This window comes from Nakamurella sp. GG22, from assembly GCF_052976845.2.
On the sequence record NZ_JBRIIO020000023.1, the window covers coordinates 42511 to 60995 of the forward strand.

General features: G+C 65.9%; 19 protein-coding genes. 12 read left to right on the forward strand and 7 right to left on the reverse strand.

The features are described from left to right. The first annotated feature begins 86 nt into the window (after positions 1–86). Together ACVBEQ_RS20595 and ACVBEQ_RS20600 are read left to right on the forward strand one after the other, a co-directional pair. On the forward strand, positions 87–749 hold the full coding sequence (locus tag ACVBEQ_RS20595) for a hypothetical protein (RefSeq protein WP_447155181.1): 663 nt from the start codon (positions 87–89) through the stop codon (positions 747–749). Positions 750–761: 12 nt separating this feature from the next. Beyond that, positions 762–1007: a hypothetical protein gene (locus tag ACVBEQ_RS20600; RefSeq protein ID WP_447155182.1), complete on the forward strand. Its 246-nt coding sequence runs from the start codon at positions 762–764 to the stop codon at positions 1005–1007. A 306-nt stretch (positions 1008–1313) separates the two neighbouring features. On the opposite strand, the gene ACVBEQ_RS20605 is transcribed toward ACVBEQ_RS20600, so the two are convergent. Beyond that, positions 1314–2906, reverse strand: a complete 1593-nt coding sequence (locus ACVBEQ_RS20605; RefSeq protein WP_447155183.1) for an FMN-binding glutamate synthase family protein — start codon at positions 2904–2906, stop codon at positions 1314–1316. A gap of 317 nt (positions 2907–3223) precedes the next feature. Here ACVBEQ_RS20605 and ACVBEQ_RS20610 point away from each other — a divergent pair, with 317 nt between their 5' ends. The 3 genes from ACVBEQ_RS20610 to ACVBEQ_RS20620 all read left to right on the forward strand — a co-directional run bounded on the left by ACVBEQ_RS20610 (position 3224) and on the right by ACVBEQ_RS20620 (position 5765). Further along, positions 3224–4180: a homocysteine S-methyltransferase family protein gene (locus ACVBEQ_RS20610; RefSeq protein ID WP_447155184.1), complete on the forward strand. Its 957-nt coding sequence runs from the start codon at positions 3224–3226 to the stop codon at positions 4178–4180. Between the two features lie 1070 nt (positions 4181–5250). Then, positions 5251–5490, forward strand: a complete 240-nt coding sequence (locus ACVBEQ_RS20615; RefSeq protein ID WP_447155185.1) for a hypothetical protein — start codon at positions 5251–5253, stop codon at positions 5488–5490. Between the two features lie 77 nt (positions 5491–5567). After that, complete coding sequence (locus tag ACVBEQ_RS20620; protein ID WP_447155186.1) at positions 5568–5765, forward strand: hypothetical protein; 198 nt, start codon at positions 5568–5570, stop codon at positions 5763–5765. Here ACVBEQ_RS20620 and ACVBEQ_RS20625 read toward each other — a convergent pair. Next, complete coding sequence (locus ACVBEQ_RS20625) at positions 5730–6158, reverse strand: M28 family peptidase (protein ID WP_447155187.1); 429 nt, start codon at positions 6156–6158, stop codon at positions 5730–5732. The two genes, ACVBEQ_RS20620 and ACVBEQ_RS20625, sit on opposite strands and share 36 nt — an antisense overlap. Before the next feature lie 45 nt (positions 6159–6203). Then, positions 6204–6404, reverse strand: a complete 201-nt coding sequence (locus ACVBEQ_RS20630; protein WP_447155188.1) for a hypothetical protein — start codon at positions 6402–6404, stop codon at positions 6204–6206. 789 nt (positions 6405–7193) lie between these two features. Here ACVBEQ_RS20630 and ACVBEQ_RS20635 point away from each other — a divergent pair. Next, complete coding sequence (locus tag ACVBEQ_RS20635; protein WP_473163195.1) at positions 7194–9239, forward strand: eCIS core domain-containing protein; 2046 nt, start codon at positions 7194–7196, stop codon at positions 9237–9239. After that, complete coding sequence (locus ACVBEQ_RS20640) at positions 9232–9849, forward strand: hypothetical protein (RefSeq protein ID WP_447155190.1); 618 nt, start codon at positions 9232–9234, stop codon at positions 9847–9849. Before ACVBEQ_RS20635 ends, ACVBEQ_RS20640 begins: the two co-directional genes overlap by 8 nt. A 649-nt stretch (positions 9850–10498) precedes the next feature. Here the strand turns inward: ACVBEQ_RS20640 and ACVBEQ_RS20645 are convergent. After that, a complete protein-coding gene (locus ACVBEQ_RS20645) occupies positions 10499–11194 on the reverse strand; it encodes an LmeA family phospholipid-binding protein (RefSeq protein ID WP_447155191.1) in 696 nt (231 codons plus the stop codon). A gap of 83 nt (positions 11195–11277) precedes the next feature. After that, positions 11278–13557, reverse strand: a complete 2280-nt coding sequence (locus ACVBEQ_RS20650; RefSeq protein ID WP_447155192.1) for an MMPL family transporter — start codon at positions 13555–13557, stop codon at positions 11278–11280. Between the two features lie 475 nt (positions 13558–14032). On the opposite strand from ACVBEQ_RS20650, the gene ACVBEQ_RS20655 reads away from it, so the two are divergent. Next, positions 14033–14260, forward strand: coding sequence for a hypothetical protein (locus tag ACVBEQ_RS20655; RefSeq protein WP_447155193.1), 228 nt, complete (start codon positions 14033–14035; stop codon positions 14258–14260). A 46-nt stretch (positions 14261–14306) separates the two neighbouring features. Beyond that, the gene (locus tag ACVBEQ_RS20660) at positions 14307–14639 is read left to right on the forward strand and encodes a DUF932 domain-containing protein (RefSeq protein WP_447155194.1); all 333 of its coding nucleotides are present in this window, start codon (positions 14307–14309) and stop codon (positions 14637–14639) included. Between the two features lie 209 nt (positions 14640–14848). On the opposite strand, the gene ACVBEQ_RS20665 is transcribed toward ACVBEQ_RS20660, so the two are convergent. Further along, positions 14849–15406, reverse strand: coding sequence for a hypothetical protein (locus ACVBEQ_RS20665; protein WP_447155195.1), 558 nt, complete (start codon positions 15404–15406; stop codon positions 14849–14851). A 74-nt stretch (positions 15407–15480) separates the two neighbouring features. Here ACVBEQ_RS20665 and ACVBEQ_RS20670 point away from each other — a divergent pair, with 74 nt between their 5' ends. The 3 genes from ACVBEQ_RS20670 (at position 15481) to ACVBEQ_RS20680 (ending at position 17909) form a co-directional block, all read left to right on the forward strand. Continuing rightward, entirely contained in the window at positions 15481–15675 is a 195-nt protein-coding gene (locus ACVBEQ_RS20670) for a hypothetical protein (RefSeq protein WP_447155196.1), read from the forward strand. Positions 15676–15959: 284 nt separating this feature from the next. Further along, positions 15960–17426 carry an adenosylhomocysteinase gene (gene ahcY / locus ACVBEQ_RS20675; RefSeq protein WP_447155242.1) on the forward strand — a complete coding sequence of 489 codons (1467 nt, stop codon included), beginning with the start codon at positions 15960–15962 and terminating at the stop codon, positions 17424–17426. 12 nt (positions 17427–17438) lie between these two features. After that, on the forward strand, positions 17439–17909 hold the full coding sequence (locus ACVBEQ_RS20680; RefSeq protein ID WP_447155197.1) for a heme-degrading domain-containing protein: 471 nt from the start codon (positions 17439–17441) through the stop codon (positions 17907–17909). Between the two features lie 159 nt (positions 17910–18068). Here the strand turns inward: ACVBEQ_RS20680 and ACVBEQ_RS20685 are convergent, their stop codons facing one another. Continuing rightward, complete coding sequence (locus tag ACVBEQ_RS20685; RefSeq protein ID WP_447155198.1) at positions 18069–18443, reverse strand: FKBP-type peptidyl-prolyl cis-trans isomerase; 375 nt, start codon at positions 18441–18443, stop codon at positions 18069–18071. Positions 18444–18485: the final 42 nt, after the last annotated feature.

Genomic DNA, 18485 nt, shown 5'->3' on the forward strand with positions numbered 1-18485 from the left:
CCATCAACAATTTGCGGCATGGCATTGCGCACGGGGCCGGCCCGGCTTGCGACCTCATCAAACGCAACGAACGGTTACCCTGTGTCATGACCGCGTTTCTTGGTGGTCTTGTCGTTCCGTTGTTCGCGTTGGGGTTCGAAAACGTTCCTTGGTGCGAGCAGTCATTCGTACGGCTTGCGGCGGCAGATCGCGGGGTGGTCGGTGCGGCGACCGCGCCGCCGCTGGCGGCGCCTATTGACCCGTGGGTGGCGGGCGGTGCGCTGAGCCTGATCATCGCGGTGGTGGTGGCGGTGATCGCTGTGGCCGGGGTTGTGTACAGCGCGGTGCTGCAGCGCCGCACGGGTAGGGAAACCGTTGCGGAGGCGCGGAAGGCGGCCGAGGCGGCGTTGGCGTCGGCGGCGGCGTCGGACAAGGCTGCGGAGGCATCGGCCGCTGCCGTCCGGGAGGCTCGGACCGCCGATACGAAGCTGCAGGTCTGGCGGCAACGGGAAGAAACGATGCGGATGGTCCGCTGGGGGCTCGAACAGGCGGCGTCGACCAACCCGAAGGCCGCCACGATCGGCCAGAACACCCTGAACGCGCTGCAGAAGGGGAGCCTGGTTCAACCCGCCGATACCACCTTCGTTGCGACGGTGACCGGGTTCGTCGCCGCCCTGGTGGATGACGTGGTGGATACGGAGGTCCAGAATGCTTTGAGCGGGTATCAGCCGGACGACGACTTCGAGCTGAACAACGGCATCACCGACTAGGAGGTGCGGGTCGTGGGCAAGACCATCCAGGTCACCTCCGCGCAGGTCAACGCCGCTCGACTCTGGATCGAACGCGCCGACCGCGAGGGCACCGGGGTGCCGGATGCCATCCGCAAGCTCGCGCAAGCCAAACCCCGCCCGATCATCGGCGAACCGCCGACCATCGCCGGATCACCGGACACCACCGGCGCAGCTGCAACCGCAGCCAACCCACCCGGAGCAGACCACGACGCCACGCAGTGTCCGCACGGACATTGATGTGGACCCGCCGTCGGTGTCCCATCAACACCAATCGTTACCTTCCTACCATTGTCGTTGGTCACGACAACGGCAGGACGGGTCCATCTGCCCTTCAGGTTTACGCAGATTCAGTCGATCACGATTGATTTCCTCCGGCATCACGAGCGAGCACCGCGCTCATTGGCGTTACCGCTCCGCCTTTATCGGGGCTATTGCGGGGGACGCCGCGATCCGCTGCAGTTCCTGACGTTGGTCGTCCGATCACCGGCATCGCCGCGCTCAACCAATGTTTTCAGACCACACGCGTAATTCACCGACGCACCCCTAGTTGGGGCCGGTGGCAGTTGGGGATGGTGGTGCGGTTCCGCCTTGGGTTTCGGTGGCGGTCATGAATTCGATGATGGCGGCGCGGTCGGCTGCGGAGGGCAGTCCCCAGTCCGGGGCGTAGCCGTACACGTCGCGCAGCGGTGTGGAGGCGGTGCGTCCGTCGAGTATTTCGACGGAGTCTGTGGTGATGAGTCCAGGGTGCTCGACGCCGCAGGCTTCGGCGACTTTGACCAGGTCCCGGCGGAGTGTCTTGATGTAGTTGGCCGCCCGGACTGACTTGAGCCGGGGGTCCAAGCCGTGCGCGAGCCAGGCGTTCTGGGTGGCCACCCCGGTGGGGCAGGTGTCGGTGTGGCATTTTTGGGCCTGGATGCAGCCGATGGCAAGCATGGCCTCGCGGGCGACGTTGATCATGTCGCAGCCGAGCGCGAACGCGACAACGGCGTTATCGGGCAGGCCGAGTTTGCCGGCGCCGATGAAGGTTACGTCCTCGTGGAGGCCGTGTTCGGCGAAGGTCTTGTAGACCCGGGCGAATCCGAGCTGGAACGGCAGGGAGACGGTGTCGGTGAAGATCAGTGGGGCTGCACCGGTTCCGCCTTCACCGCCGTCGATGGTGACGAAGTCGACGCCGCGGTCGGTGTCGTTCATGAGGGTGGTGAGTTCCTCCCAGAAGTTCAGGTCTCCGACGGCGGATTTGATGCCGACGGGCAGCCCGGTTTCGGCGGCGAGCAGTTCCACCCAGTCCAGGAGGCTGTCGGTGTCGGAGAACTCGGCATGCCGGGAAGGGCTGATGCAGTCCTTGCCTTGGGCGACTCCTCGGGTGGCGGCGATCTCCGCGGAGACCTTGGCGGCGGGCAGGACCCCGCCGAGCCCGGGTTTGGCGCCCTGGCTGAGTTTGATCTCCAGGGCCCGGATCGGCGCGTCCGCGACCAGGTCGAGCAGGCGGTCCAGGTCGAACCGCCCGTGCTCATCCCGGCAACCGAAATATGCGGTGCCGATCTGGAGAATCAGCTCACCGCCGTTGCGGTGGTACGGCGAGACGCCACCTTCGCCGGTGTTCTGCAGGCACCCTGACAGGGCCGCGCCCCGATTGAGGGCCTCCACGGCGGGGCCCGACAGGGAGCCGAAGCTCATCGCGGAGATGTTGACCACCGACTGCGGCCGGAAGGCCTCCCGTCGACCCCGGCTTCGCCCGAGCTGTTTGGCGCTGGGCAGGTCGACCTCGTGGCCGGCGGCCGGACTGGTTGGTGGGATCGCTCGGCCGAACGTGCGGTGTTTGATCACCGGGTACCCGGGCGTGTATTCGATGTCGTTGTCGGTGCCGAAGCCGAAGTAGTTGTTCTGCTTCTTGGCCGAGGCGTACACCCATCGACGCTGATCCCTGGTGAACGGCCGTTCCTCGTTGTTGCTCGCCACCAGGTACTGACGCAACTCAGGTCCCACCGTTTCCAGTAGGTACCTGGCGTGCCCGATCAGCGGGAAGTTCCGCAGCACGGTGTGTTCGCGTTGCAGCGCATCGCGCGCCGCGATCCCCGCCACCGCGGACAACGCCGCCGCAGCGGCTACCCGACCAACGCGTGGGACACGTTTCATGGTGGCAATGATGCGCGCCACCGGGCCGTCCCGGAAGATGAAGCCCAATTCCGATGGGTCCAACGTGCAGCCCGCGCGGCGTTGACCCCGGCACCCCTCGGGTCAAAATCGCACAGCACAGTTCGGCGGCGACACCTCAAAGGGTCAGGGCCGTGTCGTCCAAGGATCGTAGGAGGGGCGACTGCTCGCGGACCGGGCCGATTCGTCGGAGGCGTCGATCAACAGAGGTGAGACCACTGTCAACACGGCCGCCGCCGCAAGGCGCATCAATCACGCACAATTCTCTGACACATCCACCGCCAGATCGGAACCGGCTCATGCCCGCCTACCGTGATCACTTGCCACAACTGGACGCCGACGTTTTTCTCACCGACGGCGGCCTGGAAACGACGCTCAGCTTCATCGACGGCATCGACCTACCCGACTTCGCCGCGTTCCCGCTCCTGGCCGACGCCGCCGGCCGGGAAGCACTGAACCGCTACTTCGACTCCTACGCCACCATCGCCGTCCGCGACCGCGTCGGGATTGTCCTGGAGACACCTACCTGGCGCGCAAACCCGGACTGGGCCGACAGGCTCGGATACACCACAGAGTCCCTGCACGCTGCCAACCGTGACGCCGTGGCACTTCTGACCGAAGTGCGGGAACGGCACGAGAACCCACGAAGCCCCGTGGTGATCAGCGGGTGCATCGGTCCACGGGGCGATGGCTACCAGGTCGCAGGGGCGATGACCGCCGCACAGGCCCGCGAGTACCACGCCGTTCAGCTGCGGTCCTTCGCCGCCACCGAGGCCGATCTCGTCACGGCCATCACCATGACCTACACCGAAGAAGCCATCGGCATCACGCAAGCCGCTGCGGCGCTCGAGCTTCCGGTGGTCATCTCGTTCACCGTGGAAACCGATGGCAACTTGCCATCCGGACAGCCGCTCCGGGATGCCGTCCGAGCGGTCGACGCCGCCACCGACGCGTACCCGGCGTACTACATGATCAATTGCGCGCACCCCAGCCACTTCGGGCACCTGCTTGACGACGCACCGGCATGGACCAGTCGGTTGGGTGGAGTGCGGGCCAACGCCTCAACTCTCAGTCACGCCGAACTCGACGAATCCGAGACACTGGACAGCGGCGAGCCCATCGACCTGGCCGTGCGCTACAGGGACCTGCGCTCCGTCGTTCCCACCCTCCGGGTGCTGGGCGGCTGCTGCGGCACCGATCACCGGCACATCGACCAGATCAGCCGGCACTGCAGGCCGGACATCGCGACCTCCTAACGCACCTGCATTTCAACACCGGGATGTCTTGGGTCCGGTGATGGGTTCATGCGGCCATCCCGCAACCCTGACACGAGCGATCGACCCTGGCGCCGCGCCGCGACCGGTGGCACGGACCTGCGCATCATCGCAATCGCTGTGAAGTAGGGCGACGACGCGCAATTGGACGCTCGAACGCATAGTGCAAAAGCCCCGCGACCTGGATCGACCAGCCAGGCGCAGCGGGGAAAACACCGATTCTCCGCGTTACAGAAAGAATCAGTGGTCCAAAAGTCGTTGTTTGCGCCTAGCGGGCACGGGGAGGGTGCCCGCTAGACGCTGAACGCGCCCGAGGGGGTCGTGAGGTAATGAAGATCGTGCGGGAACACCGCCCAGATGACCAGCACCCCGCTGAGTGAAACGTGGTGCAATTACATCATCGAGCGCTTCACGTGTGCGATATCAACGGATGCAGCATGAGGGCCGAACGGGTGATCGGGCACGTACCGCGTTCCCTTCGGCGGTATTCGCTTTTCATTGGTTGTTGTGGCACCGAGTGAGCGAGCCGGAGACTTTTCTGCGCACCTGAATACTCAACGTTATGCATTAAAGGCAGGTGGTCGGCCGACCTTCATCGGACCGACGTGCGGCTTGAGGGGCCGCGCCGTGAGCAACCCCGGTCATGTGCCCTCCGCGGGACAGGACCTGTCCATCATCCAGGTCCACCGAACTTCCAGGCGGTCGAAAGGCAGCCTTATCGGGTGCTGGACGAGCAAACTGGGCGAACCGACGACAGCAGCCTCAAGTACAAACAACCATCGTGTGCCGGCGGGGTGCGCGATACCACGTTCATCGGCCTGGGGCCGTCACCCTCGTGGTTTGCCATGCGTTTCAGCGCCTAACATGTGCACGCCCGAACAAGTACCGGCACCGGGAGATCACGACCTGCCGTATCAGAAGGAGACTTCAAGTCGAGAGGTGTTGCGCGTAGAGTCACATACTTGGTCCCCGCGTCACCCCCGACGGCGCGGGGCCACTTGTTCGCCCCATTGCCGCTACGCACAGCGATGCTTCCGTGACACAATTGTCCCATGTGGGGCGGGAAGCAGGAAGCGGTACGGGCTGCGCGGCTTCTGGTGCGATTGCAGAAGATCGCAGAACTCGAGACAGAGGTCAACGGAGGCGACTGGATCCCTGACCGCTGGAAACAACGCCCGACCTGGCGCTGCGTGAACAACCATGTCAGCAAGACCTTCGATGCGGCACCGCACGGCCAGCCGTACTGCGAATTCGAGTGCGGCTCTCGGGTATACCCTGACCTTCCCCGGTGACTACAGCTGGCGCACCCCCGGAAGCGGCGGCAAAGCAATCCCATCTAGCAGCAGACGCAGCGAGGGATGATGGTCGGGTGACGAAATTCCAGGTATGGGCCGGAAATCTTCAGGGGCAGGAATTCGACGAGGACAGCAGCTACACCATCCACCCGGTTACCGGGGTGCTCACCATCTATTGGGCCGATGGGCGGACGTCGCATTACTCGCCAGGCACGTGGCAACGAATCGAGGATCAATCAACCAGCGCCGTTGAGGACCGCGGCGTTATTTGAAGCGCAGGTGCAGTGCGGGTGGTTGCTCGCCGGGCTTGCCAGGTGCTGACATGTGGTCACCGGTGACCCAAGGGAAGTGTTCAGTACTGGTACGGCTGCTCGATCCCTTCCGCGCCGGGGAAGATGCCACCAGCAACCCGACCTCGGTGGACCAGAGTAATCCGAGCGCCCATCGAACGGGGTCGTCTCGTCAGCAAGGCTCTGGGGGACCTGCCGCGTCGACAACTGGGGAACGTATTGTGCGGAGCCGGGCAGGCACTGCTCCTCACGGGAGAAGAAGATGAGCCGCACCTTGGTCCGCGGCTGAACGCGCAGCTCGGCCATTTCCTGCGCGGTCTCCAGCATCGTGCTGACGCCGCAGCCGTCATTGTTGGTGCCTGGCCCCTCGGACACCGACTCCAGGTCACCGTCGACGACGGTCCGGCCGGCGCGGCTTCGCTACAAGAAAAGATCCGCCTCCCGCCGGCCCAACGCATAGAACGTGTCGGCATCGGCCGCTACGCCGGTCGCGATATGCCACATCGGGTTTCGTCGGGCGGCAGCATCCCAGAACCTCCGGGAGCGTTCGCCGGGGTCAAATTCCTCGCCCACCTCGCACTCCCTTTTCGCCAATGCCAGCAGCTGTTCAACGGCCGACACGATATCGCTCCAACCCAACGGCGGACCGGACACCGTTGTCGACGGAGCCGCACCCCGGTGGGTGGGCGGCGCGGCAGAACGCGCCGAAGTGCTCGCGCGTCAGCCGTGGCCGGTAATCACGGCGGGGATGGCGGTCGCAGCGCCGTATTTGGTACTGGTCCTGCTTGCCAACCTGGGGAACCCGCGACCATACGGTTCCCCATCAGCGCCCTAAACCTTGCGGTCGGCGTCGCGTGTCTCTGATTGCCTAGCGGTTGACCACTCGGATCGGCCGGCTACCGAGTACGTCCGATGCTGCGATCAACGCGACAGCTTTCGGCGGCTTCCTCACCCCTCCGGTCCAGTCCTCGTTGCATCCCCGGATTTTGGTGGATAGAGGCTTTCCAAGTCCGCCAAGGTTCGTTCGCCTGAGGTCGTCATCTACCGTGCCAGCCAGCATCTGGCCTGGGAATCGACTGAGACACAGACCCACCGCGCTTAACGCGCGATCCTGGCTGATGATCACGATCGCCACAGTCGGTTGTCTGATGTGGCGGAACGTCGCCAATTAGTCCGAACCATCCCACTGATGTCGACGGGCCAGAGACCGCGGGACTTTCGAACCAGCGCTGGCGTATCAGTGCATCGAGGCACAGACTGTGACTGGCCGTGCGAACCGATTACTCACCGTGCGCATCGGCCATTGCACGGGTGGGGGAACGCCGCAAGGGGGCAGTCATGACGTCTACGCGTCCTCAGCACAGGTCCAAGAGCCACGTCGATCGCTCACCCGTTGCCGGCGACGCGCAAGTGGCGCACGTTGAACCAGATTTTCAGGTGGGTTCCTCGGTGGTGCCGGTTCCGGGTTTGGTTCATGGACCGCGGACCGTTCAGATCCGTCGCTGGGGCGATGAGCCGAACGACCCGCTCGGCGGGTCCCGGGTCAGTCCGGAGGTGAACGGAGCCCTGGCCCGACTGCAGGGTCGGGGTCGGCCGCTGCCGGCCAACATCGCCGACGCCATGGGGGAGGCCATGGGCGCCGACCTCGGGGAGGTCAGGATCCACACCGGGGATGAACCGGCCGCGCTCGCCAGATCGGTGCAGGCGACAGCTTTCACACTGGGGCGGGACATCTATTTTGGTGCAGGCAGCTACGCGCCGCAAACGACCTCCGGTCAACGGCTTCTCGCACACGAACTCGCACACACAGTGCAACAGGGCCCTGCCGGCAGGCCGGGCGGTGGCCCGGTCATCGGCCGGGCAGGAGATCCGGCTGAACACGAGGCGGATCGGGTCGCAGACGGTGTCCTGGGAGTCCTCCGGCGGCGGTCCAGCGAGGTGAGTAACCCCGATCAGCGTGCTGGCGGCCTGACCGCGTCACCAGCATTGATGCGCTCAACCGCACCGAGCCGCACTGCTGCGCCGAGTCCGACTCGACTGCTACGGAAAGTCGGCTTCGAGGCGGAGCTGATGGTGCCGAGCCTCGGACCAAGCGCCGACAAACTCAAGTACCTCAAGTCGGCTGCCGACGTCACCGACTCGGTCAAGTCATTCCTGGACGGCGGCGTTCCCTACGGCACCGACATGGGCGGTCACGCGGGCGGCCTCGACGTTCGGCTGGACAGTGATCACGGCGGGTCAATCGATCGCGGCCCCATCGTGCAGAAACTCGCCGATCTGGGCTTCGTCTCGGGCACGCCGCACGAGCCGAGGACGAAGATCGAATTCGTGACAACGGCCATGGACGAGCTTGCTCCGGGTGCCAACAAGAGGCTGCGGACCGTCGGAGAGTCGTTGAAACAGCTGCTCTCCGATGCCCTGACCCAAGCCAAGAGTGGAAAGATGCACCAACTCGGCGCGCCCGCGAAGGCCGGCTTCAAGACCGGTGTACCGGTCGAGGATTTCGACACGTGGTGGTGGTTGGACAAGGAGTCGACCGAGCTCGACGAGATGATTCAGGACTACCTGAAGAACGGCATCCAGGACGAGATCTACCTCCAGGCAACAGTGGGGGTCGTCCCCTCCGCTTTGCTGGCGTTCTTTGCTCAAGCCGCCCTGCCCGGCCGAAAAGTCGAGGTGGCTCCCCCATCGGAGGCGCGCAAACACATTCTCGGCATCGTGCAGGAGGTGGTCGCAGAACTCGACACGACATTCAATCGCGCCCCGGCGGACCATTGGATCACGACACTCGACAAGGATTCCAGGGACGCATTTTTGGGACTGATCGGCCTGATATACAGCTATCTCCTGGGCGACACTTTGCAGCAGACCTCCGGGGGAACTACCGCGACCGTCAAGAACGCCGTTCCCTTCCTCATCAAGACGAGCCCGCACCGCCTCCTGGCCAAGACCGCAACCCAGACCCTCAAGAACGACCCTCCACCACAAGAGTTCGTTCGAAATATCGGCGATCGGTTGAAGAAGACCAAGTATCTGCAGCTCGCCTATTGGGTCGAACAGGCACGAGGAGACGAGCCGAGCGCCGTCGGTGAGGGCAAGCTCGCGGCAAAGCTGGAGGCACGCCCGACCGAGAAACGCCTGATTACAGGCGATTACACCGACTTTACCGAACGGGTTCTCCTGGGGACTGGAGGAGCCATTTCCGTCGTCATCGGGAAAGAGTTGCCGGCACCTGACAAGCCGACCATCAATTCCGGAGACATCAATGTGTTCTACGAGCTCTACAACCAGAATGGGATTCCGCTCGAGTATCGCGCGATCAGTAAGCGCTACACCGTTTCCGAACTCCTACCGGCAATCAATCAGATCATCGGCGACGTTCGCAAGGCCAGCATGAGCGGACTCACCGACGAGCAGAAGGCCAAGGTCAAGGAGGCGTACGAGAGTGATGTCTGAGCATCTGCAATTCACGCAATTGGCTGGCGCCGACGGGGAACTGGAGGGGTCCATCCAGTGGGGCGAGGAAGAAGGCCTTGAGCCTGTGTTGGTGCACGCCATCTCCGTACCGCTGGGGCCTTTGCGACTGAGCGAGAAGGCGTCTGATGAGACACCGGCCCTTCGCCTGCACTCCGTCAGATTCGGTGTGCGAAGCTGGCGAGAGCTGGCGGACAGGACATATTCCTTTCCCAACGTCGTCAAGACCCTCGATGCCGACGGCGAGTCCCACCCGGTGTACGACATATACGGAAGCCTTCAGTTGGGAGCTGACTATCACCAGGTCCTGATCACCACCATCGCGTTCGGCCAGTTTGACGGGTGTCGAGTGGGGACAAGCCTGACCGGCAGCGTCAGGTCGGTGACCGATCCCCCGTCGTTCTCGCCGGCTGATTTTTCCTGCGAAGGTTTCTTGACGATCGGGCCCACCTCCGTGCGGGGCGACTTGGGATCGTCGTCGGTTCCAACGCTTGCCGAAGCGGAGAAGCTGACCGGAAGCCTCCTCCGGCTCGAGGACTACGGGGCGCCCGGAATGCGGAACGGCACCGTCCTTCTCAAACCATCCTGCTGAGTGTGGTGGGCGGAGTCAACCCTTCATGCCGACCGCCATGAGTTGACGGCCGGGGTCGTCGTCGAACCCAGACTCGGTGACGTGCGAAGCGCACCGATCATCATCAGCAGTTGCCGACAACCAGGCGCTATCAGATCCCGTACCGGTGCGGCCGCCCGGATCCTGCGGTGAGTAGATGTGACCGACCTATTTGACGAGGTCACCAACTGGGCTCCTGGACCCAGGACGAACCGCCCCTCGAGCTCGAAGTCGTCTCCTTCGTCACCGACGCGGAGGAGAAGATTCTTTCGTCAGCAATTCGTATTGCTTCAACGCCCTGAAACCGCGGGCCGTGAGGTTCGCTGGAGATTGAGACCAACGGAGAAACAGACGGCTGGTCGTCCAAGGAGGCGTCGCGCGCTTGTTTGGGGCAAGTGCCGCAGGTCGGTAATCATTGCGGCGCATCTGGGTTCAGCCGTCGGCCCGCCCGAGGCGTCTGTCGTCGCGGTAATGACGCTGACGACTTATCGAACCGGGTTCGCCGCGTCAGCGACCAAGAATCCCGGCCAAGCTCACCGTCGAATTTGAGACGACGCTCTACCAGTTGCTCGCAACTGCGGCGTGACAGTTCGAACCCCACGAGTGAACTGAGCTCAGGGCAGACCCGAGTTCACGGCGTGACCAGAAGACTGTCACCGTGCGCACGGATCAGTAAACCTTGCTCTTGCACTTGGATGTCGGTGACCTGCTCGCCGAACGGGAGTGGATCGAGTGGGATGAGGAACGTGAACCGCTCACCGAGCAGCACTTGGCTGAGCGAAGCGAGCGGGTTGTTCGAGATCAAGCGGGTCGGCGTGACCGCGACTGCGTCGCCAGCCGCCGAGATGCGTGCCTCGGCAGTGCCCGTCACGGTCGACGCGCCGAGTCGAATGCTTCCCGTGAGCAGCACCGTCCCATCGTCGTGGCGGCGCTGGACGGTCACCGACTGCCCGACCGCCGCCAGATAGCTGTTGAGATCGTCGTAGGTGAGCAACGCTTGTTCGTCGGCGTGATCGACGGGGAGCGGGTTGACGCTCCCGGTCAGGACGTCGCGGAAAGGCACATGTACTCCGGATAGTCGCGCGTGCACGTCGCGCAGTATCAGCGGCCCGTCGCGCAGTTCGGGGAACGTGATGGCCACCTGATCGTACCGTCCGCGCAGGACCTGTGGGAGAAACACAGGGCCGCCGATCACGACCGTGGGCTGCGCCAAACTCCCTGTCTGATGGTGGATCTCGTCAGCAAGTTGGCTCTGCGCCACCGTACGCGCGAGCCAGTCTGCGGCCCCGAGCAGCAGGGCTACCGTGACCAGAAACAACGCGATCATCAGCCCGGGACGGGAGCGCCGAGACCGGCGGCCGGGCGGTTTCCCAGCCGGATCGGCTGACCTGCCGGGAGCCTGGGACGTCGTCATCGTTGGGTCCTCGCCGGCAGGCGCCCCGCGTCGACGCCCGCGGGCGACGAACCCGACCGAAGGGCGGCCCGCTGCGCGGTCTTCTGGAGGTCCTGGCCGGAGGTGGCCGCCGTTGTGATGCGCCGACTGGGCCAGCCGGCCGACCGCCCGAGCAATGTCAGCACCGCCGGCGTCAGCACCGGCCGGATGATGAAGGTGTCGAGCAACAGTCCGATCGACATCGTGAAGGCGAGTTGGCGGAAGGTGTCGAGCGGGATGATCGCCACCATGGCAAAAGTGGCGGCCAGGATGAGACCCGCAGCGGTCACCGCCCGCGCCGTGGCCGGCATGGCGCGGGCGATCGCGCGGCCGAGTGGATGCCGTGCGGCCTGGCGCCAGATCGCTCCGACCGTGAAGACGTTGTAGTCCGAACCGAGCGCCAGCAGCAGCACCGACGTGGCGAACACGACGTAGAAGGTCAGCCCGGTGGCGCCGCCGACGTCCTGGAAGACCAGCACTGTGAGACCGAGTGCGGCGAGGACGCCCAGGGCGCTGCAGGCGAGCAGGAGCAGTGGTGCCAGGAAGGCGCGCAGGTAAACGATCAGGATCAGCAGTTCGATCCCGAACGCGGCAAGCAGGGTGACGAGCAGGTTCTGCCGCGTGATCGCCGCGAGCTCGGCGGCAATGGCGGTCTGCCCCGTCACGCTGATGCTGACGTCTTGCAAACCGGCCGCGGCGGCGAGCGCCGGTAGCTCGGGGCTCAATGATTCCAAATCTTCGATGCTCTCGCCGCCCAACGGGTCGCCCGCGAAAACGACGATGTAGCGCGCAGCGGTGCCGTCAGTCGACAACACCACGCCGTATTCGTCCGGCAACGGGTTCTGCGCCGGCCCGAGCACGCGGGCGACTCCGGGCCAATCCGCGATGGCGGCTTGCATGGCGTCCAGGGCCTTGCGTTGGGTGGTTACCTTCGGTCCTTCAATGAGGATCTCGGTGGGCGCGGTGATCCCGCCGACGCCGGAGGCGTCCAGCAAGTCCGCGCCCTCGCGTACAGGATCGCCCCGGGGTACCGGACCGGTGAAGGACGCGTCGAGCCTCATGGTGACGATGGGCGCAGCTGCCGCCACGAGGACGCCGATGGCCAGGAGCGCCGCGACCGCGGCGCCCGCCCGGTTGACGAGAATCCGCACCAGCAGGCCCGCGCGGCGCGTGGTCCTGCGGTGCAGTTTCGCCGCCCAGCGCGTTGGGTTCCAAGGCAGGAACAGCCACCTGCCGGCGATGGCCATCAGGGCGGGAACCAGCGTGATCGACACCGCTAGTCCGACCAGAACGGTGACCGCCATCGCGGGTCCGAAGGCCCTGAAGATGGGAAAGCTGGCTGCGAGCAGGGCCGCGGTGCCGCCGGCGACGGTCAGGCCGGCAACCGCCACGATCGGTCCCTCCGCCGCCGCAGCTCGGGCCGCCGCGCCGTGCCGATGGGCACCCCGGACCAGGTGGTCGCGGAACGCGAACAGGAAAAGGACACAGTAATCGGTGACCACGCCGATCAGCAGGGCCGCGAGCAGCGGTCGCAGCTCGTCCGGAAGCGGAAAACCCAGTCGATCGGCGAGCACCCGCAACAACCGGAGGGAGACGACATACCCCAGCCCGGCGACGGCGAGCACGGCCAGGGGGGCGGTGAACGAGCGAAACACGAAGGCGACGACGAGCGCGACGAGCGCCAGCGTCGCGATCTCCACGAAGTCCAGGCGGGAGTACAAATACACGCGCTGGGCCAGTTGTCCGGGCAGCACCCCGGTCACCCACGTCTGGACCGACGCCTGATTGGCGAAGTGGGCCGCGTACCCGTTGGCGAGCGCGACCGTATCTTTCGGCGCCGTCCCCGGCGATGTGTAGAGGTAGGTCACGGCGGTGTCCGGGGTGACCCCGGGAACGGGTACGGCACCGATGATCTGCGCGGGGCCGGGAGGCGTTCGTCCCTCCTGGTTCGCCTTCACGAACGACAGCGCAAACAGGGCAACGTCGGCCTGCGTCAATAAGGTCAAGCCGGCGGGATCGTGCACGACGATCGAGACCTGGGAGATCAATGGCACCGCAAATTTCTCGAGCGACCGCTGCTGCGCGGTCACCGCGGGACTGTCCGCCGGTAGCAGCGTGCCGACGTCACTGCCGATCGTGCCCTCCGCCGACGGCGCCGCCGGCGGCAACAACAGGGCCAACGCGACCCAGCCGACCACGATCAACCAACGGCCGGCCACGACGACGGCCCGGTACGCCGATGTCGCAGCGCCGGTCATCGGGCCGGACCCAGCAGGCAGGTCGGCCCACCGCTACCCGTTGCCGCGGTGCACATAAAGGAGACTGTTCCCCGCCAACCTCAGGGTCAGCCAGACCGACAGATCCCGCGTCGCGCGACGCAGGTGAACGTGGCCGGCGGCGACCGTGCACCTACGGCGACCGCATGAGGTGGAGGCTTCGGGGCGTCGCGCCTGGGGAACACGCTGTTGGACGACAAAGCGGTGTCGACGGCGGGAAGGACTCGACATGGCCGGACCAGCGCCTCAGCCGGTTGGGCGGCGCCGTGGGGGCGGATCCCTCGCGTGGATTCTCGCCGGTATCGCCTTCGTTCTCGGCATAGGCCTCGGCGCCGTCGCAATGGCGTTGCTCAGTGAGGACTCCCAGCCGGTCCGTGCGGCGGCACCGACCACCGTAACGGCCGCCCCGGCAACCGGCCCCCCGTCGGGTACCGAGACCGCGGCTATCACAGCCCAGGTGACGGTCAACGATGCCTGCGTTCGGGCAATCAACACCGCGCAAGACGCCTTTCAGGCCATCACCGAGTTAGGCGATGCCGCCAAGCAGTTCGACATCGCACGACTCGACGACATCGTCCGGCGCCTCCAGCCGATCCAAACCAACCTGCAGAATGACATCGCGGCCTGCAACATCACCACCAAGGTCTCCGCATCTGCACCCTCGACGGGCCCGACGACGCGATAGTCCTGTTCATGGCGAGCCTGCCGAGGCGCGATCAATTCCATCTGGCGTGCAGCAGTTCGCCACGGTGCGGACCAACCCGGTCACCGGGCGACCGGACGTGCTCGGGGTCGTCGGCCCCGTTTGGAAGTCGAAGCGGTCGCAGACGATCGCGGCGAACCGGCGGACCGCGCTGGTGGACCTGTGGCGGCACTCACCGACCGGTGAGGTCATCCGGGGCGCCCGGTGGGGTGCGTACCAGGCGATCACCGAGTACACCGACCACTTCGCCCCGGTCGCGGACAAGCGGAACCCGGCAGCGGCCCGCGCCAAGCGGGCGATCACCTCCGCGAACGACGCCGCCGTGGAGACCCGCGCGTTCGAGCTGGTCGCCGCGAACTGACCCGGTGGGGTCAGGTGGCGGGCCGGGGGATTGCAGCCCCCGGCCCACCGATTGCCCCCACCCCACCGTTACCTGTGAAGGAGAGCAGCACCCATGATGCCCACCCACCACTCGGACACCCACCCCGCGCCCGAACACTCCTCACCAGAGCAGCCCGCACCCGAGCAGTCGCGGGGCCAGCGCGCCGCCCGGGCGGCGCGGCCCGGCTGTCAGTGCGCGACGCCCACCTTGAGCGCCACGATCACCAGGCCCATGAAGACGTTCAACAGCATGGTCCTGGTCAGTGCCTGGCCGGTGAGATTCGAGTTCCGCACGGCCGCGAAACCCCACACCTGCATCTCGACGATCGCCACGATCAGTGCCGCCCAGGCACCGTCGTTGACCGAGACGTTCGGCAGCGCACCGCAGATCAACGCGGCAGCGGCCGGCGGAATCGACGCAAAGGCGACCGGCCATTCCTTCCGCATGCCGGACGCGATGGCGCCGTAGTGCCAGCCGCCGTGCACCCCGGCCACCGTGGCCGCGTACACGTGCGCGCTCCAGAACACCAACCCGCTGACCACCAGCAGGACCGACAACACAGCGGGTGTTCGGAGGTCTCCGGAACTGACCACCACCGACGCCGCGAGCACGGACCCGTACACGGCGGACGTGTAGTTGCCCTGGCGTCGCAGCGCCGCCGCTCCCATTTTCGCCGCCGGTGACGGTCCGGCCGCCGGAACGGCTTCGCCCTGCTGGCCTTCGGGCGCCTGTTCTGTGTCGCTCATGGGTGCATCGTGCCCGTTCGACCCTCTGCGAAGAAGAGCGGACCTGCCGATTGTGCGGCGGCTACGGTGACCGGGTGAGAAAAGCACCCGACGGGAAGGAGCCGCGGGCTCCTGCGGTCGCCATCTGGGCCTTCACCGGTGCCTTCGCCGGACTGGCCGCCGGGGTGGTGCTGAGCAACCTGGTCCTGCTGGTGCTGATCGGCGGGCTGCTCGGGCTGGCGTTCGGCATGTACACCACCCGGCCGAAGCACACCCCGTCGGACGACTGACCTCTCGCGGTCCTGCGCGGCGGCGCAATCGTTGTTCCGGCGTGGCTGCGCGAGTGGCGCTCTGCGATCGGGGATCCGCCCGGTATCCTGAGCGGTGACATGCACGCCCCCGCTGTGAAATGGCACTGCGACAGTGACGCTGTGACATCGACACTGGGGCGTCCGGTGCAGGGTGGTACCCGAGTCCGGCCCTCGTGACCGCAACACCGCGGTCCCGTCATGCCCTCAGAGGAGCACCATTGTCCGCATCAACGCTGTCCGAATCGACATCGTCCGCCACCGAGCTGACCGTCGACCGTTCCGGCGACCTCGACTACAAGGTCGCGGACCTGGGACTGGCCGAGTTCGGCCGCAAGGAGATCACCCTCGCCGAGCACGAGATGCCCGGCCTGATGGCGCTGCGCCGTGAGTACTCCGAGGTGCGGCCGCTGGCCGGCGCCCGGATCTCCGGCTCGCTGCACATGACCGTGCAGACCGCCGTCCTCATCGAGACCCTCGTCGACCTCGGCGCCGACGTCCGCTGGTGCTCGTGCAACATCTTCTCCACCCAGGACCACGCCGCCGCCGCCGTCGCGGTCGGCCGCTACGGAACCGTCGAGGAGCCCAAGGGCGTGCCGGTCTTCGCCTGGAAGGGCGAGACCCTGCCCGAGTACTGGTGGTGCACCGATCAGATGCTGCGCTGGCCTGCCAAAGAAGACGGCACAGCGCAGGGTCCAAATATGCTTTTGGACGACGGCGGCGACGCGACGCTGCTGATCCACAAGGGCGTGCAGTACGAGAAGGCGGGCGTCGTGCCCCCCACTCAGGACGACGATTCCGAGGAGTACCAGGTCGTTCTCGATCTGCTCCGCCAGTCGCTGGCGAACGATGCGCAGTACTGGACCCGGACGTCACCGGCGATCCGCGGCGTCACCGAGGAGACCACCACCGGCGTGAACCGGCTGTACCAGCTGGCCGCCGCCGGCGAGCTGCTGTTCCCGGCGATCAACGTCAACGACGCGGTGACCAAGAGCAAGTTCGACAACAAGTACGGCGTCCGGCACTCGCTGGTCGACGGCATCAACCGCGCGACCGACGTGCTGATCGGCGGCAAGGTCGCACTGGTCGCCGGTTACGGCGACGTAGGCAAGGGCTCCGCGGAGTCGCTGCGCGGCCAGGGTGCCCGGGTGATCATCGCCGAGGCCGATCCCATCTGCGCGCTGCAGGCCCTGATGGACGGGTACGAGGTGACGACAGTCGACAAGGCCATCGAGCGCGCCGACCTGATCATCACCACCACCGGCAACAAGGACATCATCGGCGTCGACCACATGCGCCGGATGAAGCACCAGGCGATCCTGGGCAACATCGGCCACTTCGACAACGAGATCGACATGGCCGGGCTGGCCAGGTCGGGCGCGTCGCGCATCGAGATCAAGCCGCAGGTCGACGAGTGGCGCTTCCAGGACGGCCACACCGTGATCGTGCTGTCCGAGGGCCGGTTGCTGAACCTCGGCAACGCCACCGGTCATCCGTCGTTCGTGATGAGTGCGTCGTTCTCCAACCAGGTCATCGCCCAGATCGAGCTGTTCACCAAGCCCGATGAGTGGGACAAGGAGGTCTACCGGCTTCCGAAGCACCTGGACGAGAAGGTGGCCCGGATTCACGTCGAGGCGCTCGGCGGCGAGCTGACCAAGCTCACCAAGGACCAGGCGGAGTACATCGGCGTCGACGTCGAGGGCCCGTACAAGCCGGATCACTACCGGTACTGAGATTCCGTACCGATGACGGCGACACCCGGACTTCTGACCGAGATCGACGAGCAGGAAAGGGATCTGCAGTTCGACCGATTCGGTCCGGCCGACGCCTGGCAGCTGGGCTGCCGGGCTCGGGAACTGGCCGAGGCCGATGACCTGCCGGTGGTGATCTCGATCGAACTCGGTGCGCAGGTGGTGTTCTGCGCCGCCCTGCCGGGATCGAACGCGAACAACAACGAGTGGATCCGGCGAAAGCTGGCCGTCGTCCGGCTGTTCGACCGCTCGTCCTACGGGGTAGGGGAGCAGTTCCGGGTGTGGGGCCAGGTGTTCGCGAGTGACGCGGGGTACGACCCGCGTCAGTTCGCGGCCTCCGGCGGTGCGTTCCCGCTCCGGGTGCGCGGGTCGCTGGTCGGCGGCATCGGGGTCAGCGGGCTTCCGGAGGACGAGGACCACGCGCTGGCCGTGCGGGCCGTCCGGTCGGTGCTGTCCGGCAGCTGAGCATTCAGCGGGCGGTGCGGAACTGCGTGCCTCCTTCGAAGTTGATCATGGCGAAACTCGCACGACACGCCGAGCAACACGCCCGGTGGGTGCGAGTTTTGCCATGATCAACACGGGACTAGCGGGACTAGCGGGACTAGCGGAATGCGGGCGCGGTTCCTACCGCGCGTCGAGCAGATCGATCACGAAGATCAGCGTCTGACCGCTCAGCCGGTGGCCGCCGCCGGCGGGGCCGTAGGCCAGCTCCGGCGGGATCGTCAGCTGGCGGCGGCCGCCGACCTTCATCCCCGGGATCCCGTCCTGCCAGCCCTTGATCAGGCCGCGCAGCGGGAACTCGATGGATTCGCCCCGGCTCCACGAGGAGTCGAACTCCTCGCCGGAGGAGAACTCCACACCGAGGTAGTGCACGCGGACGGTGCCGCCCGGCTTGGCCTCCGCGCCCTCGCCGACGGTGATGTCCTTGATCTCCAGGGTCGCCGGCGGCTCGCCGTTCGGGAAGTCGATGACGGGCTTGCTCGAGTTGGCAGATGTCATGGGGACATCCAACACGAGCAGATCCCGCCACCCGGAGTTGGC

Bases quoted from the DNA above. Each gene is read 5' to 3' on its own strand.
- ACVBEQ_RS20595 (WP_447155181.1), top strand. From the start codon at position 87: ATGACCGCGTTTCTTGGTGGTCTTGTCGTTCCGTTGTTCGCGTTGGGG.
- ACVBEQ_RS20605 (WP_447155183.1), bottom strand. From the start codon at position 2,906: ATGAAACGTGTCCCACGCGTTGGTCGGGTAGCCGCTGCGGCGGCGTTG.
- ACVBEQ_RS20610 (WP_447155184.1), top strand. From the start codon at position 3,224: ATGCCCGCCTACCGTGATCACTTGCCACAACTGGACGCCGACGTTTTT.
- ACVBEQ_RS20615 (WP_447155185.1), top strand. From the start codon at position 5,251: ATGTGGGGCGGGAAGCAGGAAGCGGTACGGGCTGCGCGGCTTCTGGTG.
- ACVBEQ_RS20640 (WP_447155190.1), top strand. From the start codon at position 9,232: ATGTCTGAGCATCTGCAATTCACGCAATTGGCTGGCGCCGACGGGGAA.
- ACVBEQ_RS20645 (WP_447155191.1), bottom strand. From the start codon at position 11,194: ATGATCGCGTTGTTTCTGGTCACGGTAGCCCTGCTGCTCGGGGCCGCA.
- ACVBEQ_RS20650 (WP_447155192.1), bottom strand. From the start codon at position 13,557: ATGACCGGCGCTGCGACATCGGCGTACCGGGCCGTCGTCGTGGCCGGC.
- ACVBEQ_RS20665 (WP_447155195.1), bottom strand. From the start codon at position 15,406: ATGAGCGACACAGAACAGGCGCCCGAAGGCCAGCAGGGCGAAGCCGTT.
- ACVBEQ_RS20680 (WP_447155197.1), top strand. From the start codon at position 17,439: ATGACGGCGACACCCGGACTTCTGACCGAGATCGACGAGCAGGAAAGG.
- ACVBEQ_RS20685 (WP_447155198.1), bottom strand. From the start codon at position 18,443: ATGACATCTGCCAACTCGAGCAAGCCCGTCATCGACTTCCCGAACGGC.